10 protein-coding genes are annotated in these 16750 nt (G+C 64.7%); all 10 read left to right on the top strand.

Annotation, left to right across the window (positions count from 1 at the left end; translation table 11 throughout):
* Positions 1-21: 21 nt before the first annotated feature.
* The 10 genes from rhaI (at position 22) to KEC45_RS13705 (ending at position 16742) form a co-directional block, all read left to right on the top strand.
* Entirely contained in the window at positions 22-1317 is a 1296-nt protein-coding gene (rhaI, locus tag KEC45_RS13750; protein WP_062178157.1) for an L-rhamnose catabolism isomerase, read from the top strand.
* 84 nt (positions 1318-1401) lie between these two features.
* The gene (locus KEC45_RS13745) at positions 1402-2163 is read left to right on the top strand and encodes a DeoR/GlpR family DNA-binding transcription regulator (RefSeq protein ID WP_238586568.1); all 762 of its coding nucleotides are present in this window, start codon (positions 1402-1404) and stop codon (positions 2161-2163) included.
* Positions 2164-2374: 211 nt separating this feature from the next.
* Complete coding sequence (locus KEC45_RS13740; RefSeq protein ID WP_252171113.1) at positions 2375-5020, top strand: TonB-dependent siderophore receptor; 2646 nt, start codon at positions 2375-2377, stop codon at positions 5018-5020.
* Positions 4968-8288 carry an alpha-L-rhamnosidase gene (locus KEC45_RS13735; protein WP_083435679.1) on the top strand — a complete coding sequence of 1107 codons (3321 nt, stop codon included), beginning with the start codon at positions 4968-4970 and terminating at the stop codon, positions 8286-8288. The genes KEC45_RS13740 and KEC45_RS13735 overlap by 53 nt, the downstream gene beginning before the upstream one ends.
* A complete protein-coding gene (locus KEC45_RS13730; RefSeq protein WP_062178167.1) occupies positions 8288-9751 on the top strand; it encodes a carboxylesterase/lipase family protein in 1464 nt (487 codons plus the stop codon). The genes KEC45_RS13735 and KEC45_RS13730 overlap by 1 nt, the downstream gene beginning before the upstream one ends.
* On the top strand, positions 9751-10614 hold the full coding sequence (locus tag KEC45_RS13725; protein WP_062178170.1) for an alpha/beta hydrolase: 864 nt from the start codon (positions 9751-9753) through the stop codon (positions 10612-10614). Before KEC45_RS13730 ends, KEC45_RS13725 begins: the two co-directional genes overlap by 1 nt.
* Positions 10611-12209 (top strand): tannase/feruloyl esterase family alpha/beta hydrolase, encoded by a 1599-nt coding sequence (locus tag KEC45_RS13720; RefSeq protein WP_062178172.1) that lies wholly within the window; start codon positions 10611-10613, stop codon positions 12207-12209. The genes KEC45_RS13725 and KEC45_RS13720 overlap by 4 nt, the downstream gene beginning before the upstream one ends.
* A complete protein-coding gene (locus KEC45_RS13715) occupies positions 12206-13882 on the top strand; it encodes an AMP-binding protein (RefSeq protein WP_062178175.1) in 1677 nt (558 codons plus the stop codon). The genes KEC45_RS13720 and KEC45_RS13715 overlap by 4 nt, the downstream gene beginning before the upstream one ends.
* Positions 13879-14214: a hypothetical protein gene (locus tag KEC45_RS13710; RefSeq protein ID WP_193749109.1), complete on the top strand. Its 336-nt coding sequence runs from the start codon at positions 13879-13881 to the stop codon at positions 14212-14214. Before KEC45_RS13715 ends, KEC45_RS13710 begins: the two co-directional genes overlap by 4 nt.
* Positions 14214-16742 carry a glycoside hydrolase family 3 C-terminal domain-containing protein gene (locus KEC45_RS13705; protein ID WP_083435682.1) on the top strand — a complete coding sequence of 843 codons (2529 nt, stop codon included), beginning with the start codon at positions 14214-14216 and terminating at the stop codon, positions 16740-16742. The genes KEC45_RS13710 and KEC45_RS13705 overlap by 1 nt, the downstream gene beginning before the upstream one ends.
* The last annotated feature ends 8 nt before the right edge of the window (positions 16743-16750 follow it).

Raw genomic sequence — 16750 nt, 5'->3', positions numbered from 1 at the left:
ATACGGAATCAGGAGAGATTTATGGCCGGCGACCTGCCGCTCGCACAGGATGACATCGAGCGGCTGAACGCCGGTCTGATCGATGCGCTCGACGACGATTATGGCAGCCTCGGCCGCCAGCTTGGCCGGCGGGGGATCGACATCGACGGCGTGAAGGCAAAGGTCGCGGGTTTCTCGGTCGCGGTGCCGAGTTGGGGCGCCGGGCGCGGCGGCACGCGCTTCGCCAAATTCCCGATTGCCGGCGAGCCGACCAACATTCACGAAAAGCTTGAAGATTGTGCGGTCATTCAGCAACTCGGGCGCGCGACGCCGCGCGTCAGTCCACATTTTCCGTGGGACAAGGTCGGCGACTACCGCGGGTTGCGCGAGGAAGCGGCGGCGCTCGGGCTCGGCTTCGATGCGGTGAACAGCAACACCTTTCAGGATCAGCCAGGGCAGGCGGCAAGCTACGCCACGGGCTCGCTTTCCTCAACGCGCGCTGAGGTGCGCGAGCAGGCGGTCGCGCACAACATCGAATGTATCGAGATTGGCCGGCAGCTTGGCGTCACCGACCTGACCGTCTGGGTCGGCGACGGCACCAATTTTCCGGGACAGCAGGATCTCGGTCGCAGCCTCGACCGCTATCTCGATGCGGCTGCGCAGGTCTATGCCGCGCTCCCCGACGACTGGCGTATGCTGATCGAACACAAGATGTTCGAACCCGCCTTCTATTCGACCGTGATCGCCGACTGGGGCAGTTCGATCCTCGTCGCGCAGGAGCTTGGCGACAAGGCGAAATGCCTTGTCGATCTTGGGCATCACGCGCCGAACGTAAACATCGAACAGATCGTCGCCCGGCTCCATCGCTTCGGAAAGCTCGGCGGCTTCCACTTCAACGACAGCAAATATGGCGACGACGACCTCGACTCGGGATCGATCAATCCGCACCAGCTCTTCCTCGTCTTCAACGAGTTGATCGAGGCCGAGATGAACCCGCGCGGCGATTTCCGCCCCGCCTACATGATCGACCAGTCGCACAATGTGACCGACCCGATCGAAAGCATGTTGTCGTCGGCCGAGGCGATCGTCGCGGCCTATGCCAAGGCGCTGCTCGTCGACCGCGAGGCTTTGCTCGCGGCGCAGGAAGCGAACGACACGATGATGGCGTTCCAGGCGCTGCGCGTCGCGTACCGCACCGACGTCACCCCGATCCTCGCGGCGGCGCGCGCCGAGGCGGGCGGGGCGATCGATGCAATTACGGCCTATCGCGCGAGCGGGTGGCGGGATCGCAAGGCGCAGGAACGGCGCGCGGCGGGCACGACGGCGGGGATCGTCTAATCATTCGATTGCAACTCGGCGCAGCTCCCGTCAAATAGACGCAATCAGACAGGGACCCCGATGCACGCAGCCGAACGCGAAAAAATGATCCTCGATAGCCTGGGCGAGAGCGGTTTCGTCTCGTTCCGCGACCTCGAAAGCCGCGTCGCCGCGTCGCCAGCCACCATCCGACGCGATCTCGACCGGCTGGAAGAGGCGGGCGTCATCACGCGCGTACGTGGCGGGGCGAAGCGCGTCGGAGGCGGAAGCGTTACATCCAGTACGTCCGAAGACGGACTGTCGGGCGTTCCATTCCACGAAAATATCGGCCGCAATCGCGGCGCCAAGGAAGCGATCGGCCGCGCCGCCGCAGGGCTCTGCATTCCGGGCGAAGGCGTCATGATCGACGGCGGCTCGACGACGCTGCAGATGTGCCCGCACCTGGACGGGCTGAGCCTGCAGGTTCTGACCAACTCGCTTCACATCGTCAGCGCGCTGTTGCCGCAGTCGACGACGCGGATCCTCATTCCATCGGGCCAGGTCTTTCGCGAACAGAATATCGTCCTGTCGGCCGCCGGCGATGACGGCATGCCGCGCTTTCACGCGCCGAAGCTGTTCATGGGTGCGGCGTCGATGGGTCCCGCGGGGCTAATGCAGGCCGACGTGATCCTTGTTGCGGCCGAACGCCGGCTGATCGAACGCGCCGACGAGATCATCGTGCTCGTCGACAGTTCTAAATTTTCGGGCCCGTCGGGCAACGTCGTATGTGCGCTGGACGAGATCGACGTCGTCGTCACCGACTCTGGAATCGAAACGCGTCATGTCGCGATGATGGAAGCCGCCGGCATCCGCGTCATCATCGCCTGAATTTTCCAGAACCCTTAAAAAGAAAACCGCGGTCTGGCGTGCCGTTCAGGCACGAATGATTGAAATTGATCGTTGACGTGATTGATAAAGACAAATAATGAGCATTGATGCAGAAACGCTCAGCGAAGCGTGGCATCGGAGGAACAAGATTGCCGGACAGGCGCCTCCGTCAAAAGGGACAACTCGCGAGGGCGAGTGCAGGGAGGATGCGATGAAGGCGATGACGAACGCGGGTCTGGATTTTGCTGCGCGGCGGAACGCGTGGCGGCGGGGCATTTCGGCAATGGCGTGTGCGGGGGCGCTGCTCGGCGCGACCGGTGTCCATGCGCAGGATGCCGATTCCGAAGCACCGACCAATGCCGATATCGTCGTGACCGGTACCCTGCTGCGCGGCGTTGCGCCGGTCGGCACCAATGTCGTCGCGGTCAGCGAGGCCGATGTCGTCGCCTCGGGCGCAGCCTCGGCGAACGACCTTCTCGCCTCGATCCCGCAGGTCGGCAATTTCGGTACGATCCCGGCGGGCCTGGGCAATTTCGGCAATCCGATCGTGCGTCCGAACATTCGCAATCTTGGCAACAGCGGTGGTTCGACCACGCTCGTGCTCGTCGATGGGCACCGCATGGTCGGCGCGGGTATTTTGCAGACGAGTTTCGACCCGTCGGTCATCCCGCCCGACGTCATCAAGCGTGTCGATGTCATTCCCGATGGCGGTTCGTCCATCTATGGCTCCGACGCGATCGGCGGCGTGATCAACTTCATCACGCGCGACCGCTACGACGGCATCGGCGTCAATGCGCGCTATGGCTTTGCCAAGGATTACCAGACGATCGACGCCAGCGTCATCGCGGGCAAGGATTGGGGTTCGGGCTCGGTCTTCATCTCCTATTCCTACGCCTGGCACGACGACCTTATCGGGCTCGACCGCGGCTATGCGACCGCGAACCAGACCGATCGCGGCGGCGGCGATTTCCGCAGCACCGCCTGCGCGTTGGCGAATATCACCGTCGGCACGACGACCTATGCGCTTCCCGGCCGGACGCCGGGCGTCAATCGCTGCGACCAGACCGACTATGCGGCAATCTATCCGCGCGAGGAACGCCACAGCGTTTTCGCCGGATTGACGCAGGACCTCAGCGACTCGGTCGCGTTCAAGCTGTCGGCCTATTGGTCGAAGCGCGATACGCTGCACCGCAGTGCGCAAAGCAGCGCGAGCGGAACGATCACCGCTGCGAATCCCTTCTTCCGCCCGATCGGCACCGAACTCGCGCACACCGTTTCGTTCGCATTCGACGATGTCTTCGGGCCCAGCAACGACAGCCCGTCGAGCTTCACCTCTTATGGCATCACCCCCAGCTTCGATTTCGAGCTCGGCGGTGGCTGGCAGCTGCGTACGCTGGCCAACTTCGGACGCAGCGAGAATGAATCGACCGAGCGCTCTTTCAACTCGACCCTGGCGACGCTTGCGCTGGCGGGCACCACGACCGCGACCGCGCTCAACCCCTATAACCTCTCGGCAACGTCGCCCGCGGTGCTCGCGGCGATCGACGATTTCGTCAACTATGGCGACGCGACGCAGGAACTGGCCGAAGGGCGCGTCGTGCTCGACGGTCCGCTGACCAGCTTGCCCGGCGGCGACATCCGCCTCGCGGTCGGCGGGGAATATCATTACGAGAATATCCGCTCCTTCACCGGCAGCGGCCCCGAAAATGCGGTCACCGGCTCGAACGCTTATGCCGCGCGCAATGTGAAGTCGCTGTTCGGCGAACTGCTGATCCCGATCTTCGGCGCCGACAATCGCACGCCCGGCTTCTACAGCCTCGAACTGTCGGGCTCGGTCCGCTACGACGATTACAGCGATGTGGGCAGCACGACCAATCCCAAGATCGGCGTGACTTGGCGCCCGTTCGAGGCGCTGACGATCCGTGGCAACTACGGCACGTCGTTCCACGCGCCAAGCCTTGCCGACCTGGGCAACTCGGTCGACGCGCGCGTGCAGGTGCTTCCGTTCAGTCCGTTCCGCGCGCCGAACAGCTCGCCCTTCGACGCGCTGCGTCCGACGATCGCGATCGCGGGCGGCAACGCCAATCTGAAACCGGAGAAGGCCGATACCTGGTCGCTTGGCTTCGATCTCAAGCCCGCCGCGCTTGAAGGTTTCGTCGCCAGCGCGACCTATTTCAACGTGAAGTTCAAGGACGCCATCGCGGTCCCGCCGTTCACGTCGCCGCTCTTGTTCACGACGCCGGCCTATGCGGATTTCTTCATCCTCAACCCGACGCTCGCGCAGGCGCAGGCCGCGGCCGGCAATCTCCGCGTCGACGGCGTGCCGAACCTCGCGACGCTATTTGCGTTCAGCTCGCCCTATGTGCTGTTCCTTGCGCAGCGGGCGAACCTCGGCGCGGTGAATGTCGACGGCGTCGACTTCAACCTCGCCTATAATCGCCCGACCGGCTTCGGTTCGGTCAATGCGAATTTCACCGGCAGCTACCTCCTCAATCGCGAGACGCAGGTTGTGCAGGGCGGCCCGGTCAACGACGATCTCAAAAATGGCACCGGTCGCTTCCTCTTCACGGCAGGGCTCGGCGCGACGGTCGGTGATTTTACGGCGCGCGCGACGCTCAACCATCGCAGCGGCTATCCGGTCGTCGGGTTGGCGCCGCAGGAACGCGTCGCCGCGTTCGACACCGTCGATCTTTTCTTCAGCTACGATCTCGGCGACATGCTCGCAAACACGCTGCTGACGCTGAACGTCGACAATGTCTTTGACGAGGATCCGCCGTTCCTGAACAGTGCATCGGGATATACGAATGGCAGCACGCTCGGCCGGCTGGTATCCTTCGGTATTCGCACCAAATTCTGACGAGGAGGTTGGGTTGCCGCTGATCGGAAGCTTGCGAGGCCTGTTGCTGGGTGCGCTCGCGGCCGTCGGCATGGCAACCTCGCCCGTGTGGGCGGCCGATCCGGCGCCCGCCGAACTCAGGACCGAATATGCTGCGGCGCCGCTGGGCCTCGACACGGCGGCGCCGCGCCTTGCCTGGCGATCGCCGGTGGCGCGACAGAGCGCATATCGCATACGTGTCGCGACCTCCGAAGCCGACCTTGAGCGCGCGCCGCTCTGGGATAGCGGCAAGACCGTGTCGACGGACAATGTCCAGATCGCCTACGCCGGACCAGCGCTGGTGTCGCGCCAGCGCTATTGGTGGCAGGTGCAGGTGTGGGACGCCGATGGCAAGGTCTCTGGCTGGAGCACGCCGGCCTGGTGGGAAACGGGATTGCTTGCCGATGGCGACTGGCAGGCCAAATGGATTTCGGGGCCCCAACGCCTTGCCCATGACTGGGGCGACCTGACGCTCGACGCCGAGTTGACGCTGACGGGCAAGAGCGTCGACATATTGTTTCGCGCGCTGCCCAACGGCAAAACCTATGGCGACGCCTATGTCTGGACGCTCGCGGACGACAAGAACGGGCCCGAACTGATCCAGACGATCCGCCGCTATCCGGGCGGGACGAGTTCGGCGATCAAGATGGAGCGGCTGGGGCAGGTCAAGCTTGCGGCACCGCTCAAGGGGCGCCGCATCGCGCTTTCGATCCGCGCCGAGGGTCGTCAGATCGTGACGCGCATCGACGGGGTCGTCGTCGGGACGGTCGACAATGACGCGCACAAGCATGGCACGATCGGCTTCGCTGGTAAGGAAGCGGCGGCTGCGATCGTGCATTCGGTCCGCGTGTCGGGCACCCAAAGCCCTGCGGTTGCATATGATTTTGCGGGCGGCGACAATCCTTTCACCGGCGGTGGCGTTGGTAAGGATGGGTTGGTGGTCGCGAGCGGGGTTCCGGGTGTCGACCTGGTCCTCCCGATCGAACTGCCGGCGCCACTTGTTCGCCGCGCTTTTCGCCTCGGCAAACCGGTCGCGAGCGCGCGGCTCTATTATGCGGGCGGGGGCATGCCCCGGCTTTCGGTCAATGGCACGATCGTCGGCTCGTCGCTCGGCGTCGGTTACACCGCCTATGATAAGCGCGTGCTCGCTTACACGCTGGACGTGACTGCGCTGCTGCGCCGCGGAGAGAATGTGATCGGCGCCGAGTTGGGGCGCGGCTGGTACGGGCTGACCGATCCGAACGAATGGTATTTTCACGCGGCACCCTGGCACGCCGAGCCTGCGCTCAAGGCGCAGCTGGAAATCACCTACGCCGATGGGACCCGCGAAACGGTCGCGACCGATGGCGGCTGGCGCACCATTTCGGGCCCGACGCTCAATGACTCGGTGCATCGCGGCGAGCGCTTCGATGCGCGGCTGGTGCCGACAGGCTGGGATCGTGCGGGCTTTCGCGACCGCAAATGGTCGGCGGCTTCGGTCGTTGCTGGTCCGGCAGGGCAGATTGTCGCCGCCGACAGCGAAGCGATCGAGCCGGTCGAGGATATCGCGCCGGTCGCGGTGAAGGAGGTCGCGCCGGGCGTCCATGTATATGACTTCGGGCGCATCGTTGCGGGTTGGCCGGTGCTCAAAGTCAGCGGGTCGCGCGGGCTGACCGTTTCGATGATCGCGAGCGAGCGTGTTGCCGACGACGGCAAAGTCGTCCCTGCCGCCGGGCTGATCGACGCGCAGCTTCAGACCGACCGCTATACGCTGGCAGGCAAGGGCGCCGAGCAATGGGAACCGCGCTTCGGCTATCGTGGCTTTCGCTATGTGCAGGTCGACGGTTTCCCCGACAGGCCGCCCGTGGGTGCATTGACCGCCCGCATCGTCCATTCGGCGGTCGCGCGTACCGGCAGCTTCACGAGTGCCGACCCGTTGCTGAATCAGATCGACTTTGCCGCGATCGCGTCGATCCTCAACAATCTTCATGGCTTCCAGACCGACACGCCGACCTATGAGAAGAATGGCTGGAGCGGCGATGCACAGGCATCGGCGGGCGCCGCGGCGCGCAGTCTGGATATAGCGCGCGTCTGGACGAAATGGCTGGCCGATTTCCGCGATGCGCAGTCGGACAAGGGTGAAGTGCCGGAGATTGCGCCGACGACGCCTTTCTACGGATATGAGAACACCCCCGGCTGGAACGTGATCTGGGGCCCGACGACGCCCTGGGACGTCGCGGCGATGATCCTGCCGTGGGAACTTTATACGACCTATGGCGACACGCGCATCCTTGCCGACAATCAGGATATGCAGCGGCGACTGGTCGATTACACCGCGACCTTCATCAAGGCGCCCGACTATCAACGCTCGGCGGGACTGTCCGAATGGGCGTCGGCGGGCGGCATGGATTACAGCAATGCGCGCGGCGGCGGCATCGATGCGGTGACCACGGCCTATTTCTTCCATCAGGCGGACCTGCTTGCGAAATCGTCGGCGATCATCGGCAAGGCCGACGACGCCGAGCGTTATGGAAAACTCGCGGCCGACATCCGTGCTGCTTATAACGCGCGCTATTGGGATGCGGCGAACGGCTGGTACCGGACGGTCGATGCAAAGGGCGTCGCGGGTCCGGCGACGCAGGTGCAGAATATCCTGCCGCTCGCGTTCGGCATGGTGCCCGCGGGCCGCGAACAGGATGTCGCCGACACGATCGCACGCGACGTCGACAAGCAGGGGCTGCACACCGGTGTCTATGGCGCGCGCTACCTGCTCGAAATCCTCAGCGATTACGGTCATGCAAACCTTGCCTATCGCGTCGCGACGCGCACCGACGAGCCGAGCTGGGGCTGGTGGATCAAGAACGGTCATTCGACGATGTTCGAGACGTGGAGCCTGAACAGCCGATCGCGCGACCATCATTATTTCGCGTCGATCGCCGATTGGATGCGTCAGCGGCTCGCCGGCCTGCGTCCCGGCGCACCGGGGTACAAGCTCGTGGTGGTCAAACCCGCGATCCCGGACGGGCTGGCGAGTGCCGAAGCCGCAATGGATACGGTGCATGGCCGCGCCCTCTCGGGATGGAAGGTCGACGGGGGCAGGCTGGCGCTGACCGCCGAGGTGCCGGCGAATACGGCGGGGGAGATTTGGGTGCCGACACGCTTTGGCGCCGTAACCCCGCCTGCGGGCGCCAGCCCCGTTCGCGAGGACAAGGGTTATTTCATCTATCGTACCGGCCCCGGCCGTTTCATCTTCACGACCGGAGGCAAATAATGATCCGCAGCATATTGGTTTCGGCTGCCTTGTTGGCATCGCCGGTCGCGGCCCAGCAAGTGGCGATCGACAGTGGCGCTATCACGGGCGTAACGGCGGATGGCGTTGCGGCGTTCAAGGGCATTCCCTATGCCGCGCCGCCGGTCGGGGCCCTGCGCTGGAGCGCACCCGCGCCCGCGGCGCCGTGGAGTGCACCACGCGACGCAACCGCTTACGGCCCCGATTGCATGCAGAATCCGCTCCCCGGTATCCAGCCCGGATCGCGGCCGATGAACGAGGATTGCCTGACGCTCAACGTCTGGACACCGAAGCCAGCCAAGGGAGCGAAGCTGCCGGTGATGGTCTGGATTCACGGCGGCGGCTTCGTCGGTGGGTCGGGGACCTTGCCCGAGACCGATGGCGGCGTGCTTGCGAAGCGCGACGTCGTGATCGTCAGCTTCAACTATCGCCTTGGCCGCTTCGGCTTCTTCGCGCACCGCGCGTTGGGCAAGGACGGCAACTGGGGGCTGATGGATCAGATTGCTGCGCTGAAATGGGTCCAGCGCAACATCGCGTCGTTCGGCGGCGATCCGGCCAAGGTTACGATCTTCGGCGAGAGCGCGGGCGGGGAATCGGTGTCGCGCCTGATGGCGTCGCCCGCCGCCAGGGGCCTGTTCGCGCGCGCGATCGTCGCTTCGGGGGGCGGCCGCGATGACTGGCCGACGCTTGCGGATGCACAAGCGAAGGGGCAGGCGTTCGGTGCGCGAGCAGGCGCTGCCGACGCTGCGGCCTTGCGCGCGCTGTCCGCCGACAAGGTTCTCGGCAGCCTTGCCTTGATGAGCAAGGAAGAGGATCGCTATTCGGGGCCGATGACCGACGGGACGATCGTGCCCGCGGGGGCCGAGACGATCTTTGCCGAGGGTAAACAGGCGCGCATTCCCTATATTATCGGCAGCAACGATGATGAACTCGGCTTCATCCCGGCGCCGTTTCGCGCGATGGTCAACGGCCCGGTCGAAAAGTCGCTCGGTGCTTCCGCCGCTGCGGTGAAAGCCGCCTATGCGAGCGAGGATGAAGCGAACCGCCGGCTTGGCGGTGACGCGATCTTCGCCGAGCCGGCACTCGCTTTCGGCCTGTTGCAGGCGCGCGCGGGGGTGCCGACCTTCCTCTATCGTTTCGGCTATGTCGCTGAAGGCCAGCGCAAGCCCGATGTCGGAGCCGTTCACGCGTCGGACGTCGCATTCCAGTTCGGCAACCTGCTCGCCGACGCGACCGCCGCCGACCGCGCCGCCGCGAAGCAGCTTGGCGACTATTGGACCAACTTCGCGAAAACCGGCGATCCGAACGGAAGCGGACTTCCCGCATGGGTACGGCTCGACCCCGTAAGGCCGCAGCTTCTGTCGATGGGTATCGACGCAACCGCAATGGCGCCGGCAACCACGCCTGCGCTCACTGCCATCGCCGCCGCACGGGACGGAAAATAATGAAAGTCATGACCATGCGCCTTACTGCCGCCATCGCCGGCGCGCTCGCCATCGTCGCGATCCCCGCCTGCGCGTGGGAAGCGATCCGCCTGTCGTCCGACCCCGTTCCCGCGACGTCGAAGGAAGTGCGCGAGACCGGACCGTTCGGGACGATCGTGCGCAATGTATCCGACGCGACGCTGACGCCCTATGTCGCTGATAAGCCCAACGGCACTGCGGTAATCGTTGCGCCCGGCGGTGGTTTTCACATGCTGTCGATCGAAAATGAGGGCGAGGCGGTCGCCAAATGGCTGAACAGCCAGGGCGTCACCGCGTTCGTACTCAAATATCGTCTGCTCGAAACCGGAGCCGATTTTCCGCTCCAGATGATGCGCTATCTCGCAAATCTTCCTTCGCTGCGCACAGCGGTCGAACCGCTGCGCCCGCTCGCGACCGCCGACGGCGAGAATGCGGTGAAGTGGGTGCGCAAAAATGCCGCCCGCTATCGCATCAAGTCGAACCGGGTAGGGCTGATGGGCTTTTCGGCGGGCGGCGCGGTGACGGTATGGACGCTGACGGCGAACAAGCCCGCGAGCCGTCCAGACTTCGCGATCGCCATCTATCCGGGCCTGCTGCCCGACACAATCGCGGTGCCAAAGAAGGCGCCGCCGCTGTTCGTCGCAGCGGCAAAGGACGACAAGCTGGCATATGACGACAGCGTCCGCCTTGCCGCGGCGTGGAAGGCGGCTGGCGCGAGCAGCACGATCGTCACTTACGAAAGCGGAGGCCATGGTTTCGGCATGAAGAAGAGCGGCAAACCGAGCGACGCATGGACCGACGCAATGTCCGGATGGCTGCGCAGCCAGGGACTGGTCGGCAAATGAGGGCGGCATCGCTCCTCCTGCTCGCCGGCGGATCGTTGCTCGCGGGCTGCACCGCAAACGAACCCGCCCCGACACCGGCTTCCTCGGCGCAGAAGGTCGGAAGCTGCGAAGCGCTGACCGGCATGACGCTGAAGGACGGCAAGGTCGACGCCGCGACCTCGCTTTCGGGCGGCGCAATGGTCAATCTGGAGGCGGGCAAGCCCGGCCTTCCAGCCCCCGCCGCCTTCTGCCGCGTACAGGCTACGCTGTCGCCGGTGCCCGGATCGTCGATCAAGGTCGAGGTCTGGTTACCCGAGCGCGCGGGGTGGAACGGCAAGCTGCTCGGCGCGGGCAATGGCGGTTTCGGCGCGAACATGCTGCTGCCGTCGCTGCTTATGCGCGGCGCGGTGCAAAAGGGCTATGCTGCGGTCGGTACTGACATGGGGCATTTCAGCGAAGCCGATGTCGACGCAAGCTGGGCGCTGAACGCGCCCGAAAAGATCCGCGACTATGGCTGGCGCGCCAATCATGTCGGCGCGGAGACTGCGAAACAGGTGATCGCCGCCTTTTACGAAAACCCGCTCGCGGCGAGCTATTTCCATGGCTGTTCGGATGGCGGGCGGCAGGCGCTGACCCTCGCGCAGCGATACCCGGCCGATTATGACGCGATCATCGCGGGAGCCCCCGCGATGCCATGGACGCGCATGGCGAGCGCCTTTGCCAACAACGCCGTCGCGGCGGGCAAGCCCGGCGCCGACCTGCCGATGGCGAAGCTGAAATTGCTCCAGGCCGCATCGCTCGGCCAGTGCGACGGGCTCGACGGGGTGAAGGATGGCGTGATCGACGATCCGCGCGCATGTCATTTCGATCCGGCCAAACTCGCCTGCAAAGGCGGCGATGGCGCCGATTGCCTGACGCCGGGCGAAGTCGCGACCGCAAGGCTGTTCTACGAAGGTCCAAAGACGACCGGAGGCAAGAGCTTCTACCCCGGTTTCGCACCCGGCGCCGAGGCGGAGGCAGGCACCTGGTCACAATGGCTGACGGGCAAGACGTCGCAGCATGTAAAGTTCGGCACCGCCTTCTTCCGCTATTTTGTCCACGCCAATCCCGACTGGCAGCTTTCGGATTTCAACCTCGAACGCGACTATGCGTTGGCGAAGGCGCGGGTCGGCGGCGATCTTGATGCGGACAGCACCGACCTCGGTGCCTTCTACAAACGCGGCGGCAAGCTGATCCTCTATCACGGCTGGAACGATGCCGGGATTCCGGCACAGAATACGCTCGACTATTACGAGCGCCTGGTCGCGGCGAACCCGAAGGCTACGGCGACTTCGGTCCGCCTGTTCATGGTGCCCGGCATGTCGCACTGCCTTGCGGGACCGGGACCGAACAACTTCGATCCGCTGGCGGCACTCGATGGCTGGCGGCAGGGCGGCCCAGCGCCAGAGCGGATCATCGCGACCAAATATGACAACGACCTGTTCGCCTATATCGGCTTGCCCGCCAAGGCCGGGCGGACGCGGCCGCTCTGTGCATTTCCGAAGGTCGCAAAGTGGGACGGCAAAGGTTCGACCGACGACGCAGCCAGCTTTACGTGCGAGGCGCCCGGGAAATGACGAGCCATGTGACAGGCGCGAGCGAACCGCCGCTGATCGAGCATACGATCGGCGAAGCGCTCGCGCTTGCCGCCGAACGCTGGGGGAGCAGCGACGCGCTCGTATCGGTCGGGCAGGGCATTCGCTGGACCTTCGCCGAACTGCTCGAACGGTCCGACGCTTTCGCCGCCGGACTGCTTGCGCTTGGCCTCAATCCCGGCGACCGGATCGGCATCTGGGCACCCAATTGCGCCGAATGGACGCTGACCCAGTTTGCCGCGGCGCGCGCCGGGCTGATCCTCGTCACGATCAACCCGGCCTATCGCCTGTCCGAGGTCGAATATACGATCAACAAGGTCGGCCTTTCGGCGCTCGTCGCGGCGACCAGCTTCAAGACGAGCGACTATCCGGGCATGATCGAGGAACTCGCGCCCGAGGCGGTCACCAGCACGCCCGGTCAGTTGCGCGCCGAACGTCTGCCGACCCTGCGCTCGCTGATCCTCATCGGTCCGGAAGCGCGTCCAGGTTGGCTGCCGTTCGACGATGCGGCGACGCTTGCTACCGATACCGACCGCCAGCGTCTCGCCGCCATCGGCCCGGCGCTCGATCCCAACGACGCGATCAATATCCAGTTCACCAGCGGCACCACCGGTCTGCCGAAGGGGGCGACGCTCAGCCATCGCAACATCCTGAACAACGGGTATTTCGTCGGTCGTACGCAGGGGCTGGGGGAGGGCGACCGCATCTGCATCCCCGTGCCGCTCTATCATTGCTTCGGCATGGTGATGGGCAATCTCGCCAGCATCACCCACGGCGCGGCGATGATCTATCCGTCCGAAGGTTTCGATCCCGAAGCCGTACTGCGCGCCGTCGAAGCCGAACGTTGCACGGCGCTCTACGGCGTCCCGACAATGTTCATTGCGGTGCTCGCGCATCCGCGCTTCGATGACTTTGATGTGTCCTCGCTGCGCACCGGTTGCATGGCCGGCGCAATCTGCCCCGAACCGCTGATGCGGCAGGTTGTCGAGCGGCTGAACATGCGCGACGTGACGATCGCTTACGGGATGACCGAAACCAGCCCGGTGAGCTTCCAGACAGCGCCCGACGATCCGTTCGAACGCCGCGTCGGCTCGATCGGCCGCGTGCAGCCGCACCTCGAATGCAAGATCGTCGATGGCGGTGGCAATATCGTCCCCTCGGGCGAAGCCGGCGAGCTTTGCACGCGCGGATATTCGGTGATGATCGGTTATTGGGACGAGGCCGAACGCACCGCGGATTCGATCGACGCCGACGGCTGGATGCATTCGGGCGATCTCGCGACGATCGATGCCGAGGGCTATGGCAATATCGTCGGCCGCCTCAAGGATATGGTCATCCGCGGCGGCGAGAATATCTACCCGCGCGAGATCGAGGATTATCTCTATCGCCATCCCTTTGTCGAGGATGTGGCGGTGGTTGGCATCCCCGACGAACGCATGGGCGAGGAACTGTGCGCATGGGTACGGTTGAAGCCCGATGCCAACGTCGATGCCGAAGCGATACGCGAATTCTGTCGCGGCCAGATCGCCCACTATAAAGTCCCGCGCTACGTGCGTATCGTCGGCGAATTCCCCACCACGGTGACGGGGAAGGTCCAGAAATATCTGATCAGAGAAGCGATGGTCGCCGATCTTCAAAAGGAAGAAGTAGAATGAAAACTGCCATATTTGTTGCGGCGCTGATGGCCGCTGCTCCCGCCTTTGCTCAAGGCACGACCGCGCCGGCACCCGCACCCGCCGCGCCCGCACCGGCCGCGGCTGCCCCCGCCAGCGATGCGAAGTTCAACCTCGACACCCCGCTGCAGGACATCGTCGCCGACGAAAAGGGCAAGGCGGTGATCGAAAAGCATTTCCCCGGCATGATCGCACTGCCCGAATATGAGATGTTCAAGGCGATCAGCCTGACGCAGCTTCAACCCTATTCGAACGGCAAGATCACCGACGAGATGCTCGCCGCGACCGCCAAGGACCTGGCGGAGATCAAGTGATGAAGGGCCGGACAGCCTATCTGACGGCAAGTTTGCTGTCCTCCACGGTGGCGCTGTCCGGCGCACAGGCGCAGGATATGATCTACAAGGATAAATCCGCGCCGATCGAGGCGCGTGTCGACGATCTGATGGGGCGGCTGACGCTCGACGAGAAAATCCTGCTGCTCGCGGGCGAAAGCTCGATGACGCTGAACCCGATCGAACGGCTCGGCATCCCCTCGATCCGCATGACCGACGGTCCGACCGGCGTGCGCTCGCCGGAGGGTAAGCCCGCGACGGTGTTCCCTGTCGGTGTCGCGATGGCGGCGACCTGGAATCCCGACCTCACGGCAAAAGTCGGCGCGGCGATCGGCAAGGAAACGATCGCGCATGGCGCCGACGTGCTGCTCGCACCGACGGTCAACATCGTTCGTACCCCGCGCTGGGGTCGCAATTTCGAAACCTACTCCGAAGACCCGTATCTGGCTGGTCAGATCGGGCTCGGCTATGTGAAGGGCGCACAGGGCGCGGGTATCGGCGTGTCGCTCAAGCATTTTGCGGCGAACAATCAGGAAACCAACCGCTTCATCGTCGATTCAGTGGTCGATCCGCGCACGCTGCGCGAAATCTACCTCCAGGCGTTCGAGACCGTGATCAAACAGGGCGACCCCTGGTCGGTGATGGCATCGTACAACAAGATTAACGGCACGCATGCGGCGGAGAACCGTTGGCTGCTGACCGACCTGCTCAAGACCGAATGGGGCTATAAGGGCTTCGTGGTGTCCGACTGGGGCGCGGTCCATTCGACCGCGACCACCGTCAACGCTGGCATGGACCTCGAAATGCCGGGACCGCCGAACCATTTCGGGCCAAAGCTCAAAAAGGCGGTCGAAGAGGGCAAGGTTACCCCCGCGCAGCTTGACGACAATGCGCGCCGCATGGTGCGGTTGATCGTGCGCAGCGGCGCGATCGAGCGCGGCGTTGCACGCCCGATCGCCGAAACGACCCCGCGCAATGCAGCGCTCGCGCAGAGCGCCGCCGAAGAGGCGATCGTCCTCCTCAAGAACAGCGGCGTTCTGCCGTTGCCATCGTCGATCAAGACGCTTGCGGTGATCGGCCCGAACGCCGACGTCGTGCGTATTCAGGGCGGCGGCAGCTCGGCTGTCGTACCGTTCGAGACGAGCACGCCGCTCGCGGCGCTCAAGGCTGCGCTGCCGGGTGTCAGGATCGACTTCGCGCGCGGCGTCGACAATGAGGAAACGCCGCCGGGCGCGAACCCCAAATTGTTCAGCCCCGGAACCGACCGCAGCGTCACTGGCCTCGCCGCGACCTATTACGCCACTGCCGACATGAGCGGCGAGCCGGTGAAACGCGAAACCGCGACGAGCTTTTTGAAGCGGATCAGCGGCAATATCGCCGGACCGCAGGTGACGGGCTATGCGGCGTTCCGCTGGGAGGGGCTGTTCTGGCCCGAAACGAGCGGCACCTATGAATTCAGCACGCGCGGTACCGGCAATGCGACAATCACGCTCGACGGCAAGACCGTGCTCAACAAGGAAAGTGCGTCAAAGCCCGACATCCGCGACGTCCTCGGCTTCCCGATCCCGCGCCGGACGGTGTCGGTCCAGCTCGAAGCGGGGCGCAGCTATCCGATCCGCATCGACTATGTCACCGGCCAGACGCCCTATGAGTATCTGAGCTTCGGTATCCGCGAACCGCTCCCCTCGTTCGACGAGGCGGTCGCGGCGGCGCGCGGTGCCGATGCCGCGCTTGTGTTCGTCGGCTCCTCGTCGACAACCGAAGGCGAAGGGTATGACCGCACCTCGCTCGACCTGCCGGGCGACCAGAACAAGCTCGTCGAGGCGATCATCGCCGCCAATCCGAAGACTGCGGTCGTCGTCAATGCGGGCGCCGCGATGACGATGCCCTGGTCCGACAAGGCACCCGCGATCGTCGACATGTGGCTGCCGGGTGAAGGCGGCGCGGCGGCGCTCGCGAGCGTGCTCACCGGCAAGGTCAACCCCTCGGGTAAACTGCCCGTGACCTTCCCGGCCCGGAGCGAAGACGATATGGTCAACCTCAAGGGTGCCAAGACGCCTTATTCCGAAGGCCTGCTCGTGGGTTACCGCGGCTATGTCACAAAGGGTGTGAAGCCGCTGTTCCCCTTCGGCCATGGGCTCAGCTACACCAGCTTCGCCTATTCGGCGCTGTCGGCGCCTGTGCGCGTCAACGGCGGCGAACTGGTGTCGGCGAAACTCACGCTCCGCAACACGGGCAAGCGTGCCGGCAAGGAAGTGGTGCAGATCTATGTCGCGCCGCTCGCCCCCGCCGCCGGTGATCTGCCGATCGCGCTGCGCGGCTTTGCCAAGGTCGACCTTGCGGCCGGCGCGCGCCGAACCGTCAGCGTGACGCTGGATCCCCGCGCCTTTTCGCAATTCGATGCAGAGCAGGGGAAATGGCGCGTCGTGCCCGGCCGCTACCGGATCATGGCCGGATCGTCATCGGCGGATATCCGCCAGCAGCGCGAGATTGACGTGACGGCGGATTGAAAAGTCGC

It is taken from the genome of Sphingopyxis sp. USTB-05, from assembly GCF_023822045.1.
Classification (GTDB): Bacteria; Pseudomonadota; Alphaproteobacteria; order Sphingomonadales; family Sphingomonadaceae; genus Sphingopyxis.
The sequence above is the reverse complement of the archived record's forward strand: the minus strand, read 5'-3'. Positions and strand labels throughout refer to the sequence as shown.

Excerpts from the sequence above, each read along its gene's own strand:
- rhaI (WP_062178157.1), top strand. The coding sequence starts at position 22 with ATGGCCGGCGACCTGCCGCTCGCACAGGATGACATCGAGCGGCTGAAC.
- KEC45_RS13745 (WP_238586568.1), top strand. The coding sequence starts at position 1,402 with ATGATCCTCGATAGCCTGGGCGAGAGCGGTTTCGTCTCGTTCCGCGAC.
- KEC45_RS13740 (WP_252171113.1), top strand. The coding sequence starts at position 2,375 with ATGAAGGCGATGACGAACGCGGGTCTGGATTTTGCTGCGCGGCGGAAC.
- KEC45_RS13735 (WP_083435679.1), top strand. The coding sequence starts at position 4,968 with ATGGCAGCACGCTCGGCCGGCTGGTATCCTTCGGTATTCGCACCAAAT.
- KEC45_RS13730 (WP_062178167.1), top strand. The coding sequence starts at position 8,288 with ATGATCCGCAGCATATTGGTTTCGGCTGCCTTGTTGGCATCGCCGGTC.
- KEC45_RS13725 (WP_062178170.1), top strand. The coding sequence starts at position 9,751 with ATGAAAGTCATGACCATGCGCCTTACTGCCGCCATCGCCGGCGCGCTC.
- KEC45_RS13720 (WP_062178172.1), top strand. The coding sequence starts at position 10,611 with ATGAGGGCGGCATCGCTCCTCCTGCTCGCCGGCGGATCGTTGCTCGCG.
- KEC45_RS13715 (WP_062178175.1), top strand. The coding sequence starts at position 12,206 with ATGACGAGCCATGTGACAGGCGCGAGCGAACCGCCGCTGATCGAGCAT.
- KEC45_RS13710 (WP_193749109.1), top strand. The coding sequence starts at position 13,879 with ATGAAAACTGCCATATTTGTTGCGGCGCTGATGGCCGCTGCTCCCGCC.
- KEC45_RS13705 (WP_083435682.1), top strand. The coding sequence starts at position 14,214 with ATGAAGGGCCGGACAGCCTATCTGACGGCAAGTTTGCTGTCCTCCACG.